1 protein-coding gene and 1 pseudogene are annotated in these 1227 nt (G+C 37.3%); both read left to right on the forward strand.

The annotated features are described in order from the left end of the window. The first annotated feature begins 264 nt into the window (after positions 1–264). Complete coding sequence (gene gspN / locus VXQ92_RS19135) at positions 265–1008, forward strand: type II secretion system protein N (protein WP_416682864.1); 744 nt, start codon at positions 265–267, stop codon at positions 1006–1008. Then, a pseudogene (locus VXQ92_RS19140) lies at positions 1008–1227 on the forward strand (type II secretion system protein N); the annotation flags it as partial. The gene gspN and the pseudogene VXQ92_RS19140, both read left to right, overlap by 1 nt.

A 1227-nucleotide genomic window follows, 5' to 3' on the forward strand; every position in this document is an offset into this window, starting at 1 on the left:
TTTTATTTTAAATATGAATATTCAATAAGGTGCTTGAGTTGCTAATTAAGAGCATTGTTGAGACTAAATTTTCATTTAGCAAGATCAATCGTAAATTTCATGATTTTGTCATACGTTCAACTTATAGTCTTTAGCGAAACGCCAAGCCCGATTGCTTGGTTTTTTTATATGAAGTGAATTGGCGATGTTGAAAAAGTATGCATAATGTCAGACTAGAGAGGAACTCTCATATAAGGATGATAATTTGCATGTTGGTAAGGCTGAATGAAGAAAAAGTCTAGGCAATGGAAGTGGTGGTTTTTTGCCCTCATTGCATTTTTAATTTTTATTATTTTACAGATTCCGGCGACTTGGCTTATCTCTAAATTTTCAAAGAATAATCAAACTGTCCATAATGTAAGTGGCAATATCTGGCAGGGGCAGGCAGACTGGCACCGTGGAGCGTTACGAGGCACTATCCACTGGAAAACGAGACCGCTAGACTTACTTTTATTACGCTTTGCTGCAGATGTTGATATTCATAGTGGTAATACGCAATTAACGGGGATTATGGCGTATGGTTTTGGAAAAAAAGTTATTGTAAGGGATATGAATGGCCAGATTGCTCCAGAAACACTGAAGCAAATTGTAAATTGGCAATGGCCTGTAAATAGTATTCAACTTAAAGATATCCAATTTAATTATAAAAAAGAGCAAGGCTTTGCGGCAGTTGATGGGCAATTGCATTGGGGTGGTGGAGCGTTCATTTATAATATTGGTGATCGTCAAGATCGTATGAATATGCCTTCTTTAAGTGGGCAGTTGACTGACCAGAACGGACAACTACAAGTGGACATCCGTGATCAGCGTAATCAAAAAATGGCCAATCTTTTACTAGATGCCAATATGATGCTGGATGTTCAGCTCACACAGCGTTTATTACTCAATGTTCCATCATATGACGGTAAAGCTGGTTTGGATACTTTTGTCATTAGTTCTCGCCAACCATTATTACAAGGTGGTAACTAATGAAAGTATGGATTGATAAATTACAGCAATTGCAATGGCAAAAATTAGATCGACTGAGTGTAGTGGTCCTTGCCATTTTAATTTTATGGTTATGCTGGAAACTCGCTTCTTTTTTTTGGTTGGTGATTGCGCCTCCTCAACTGATGCAATTTGATCGGGTAGAACTCGGTTCTCAACAACCACAAATACCAAATATTAGTACTTTTTCACTTTTTAACG

It is taken from the genome of Acinetobacter sp. 228 (assembly GCF_048147885.1).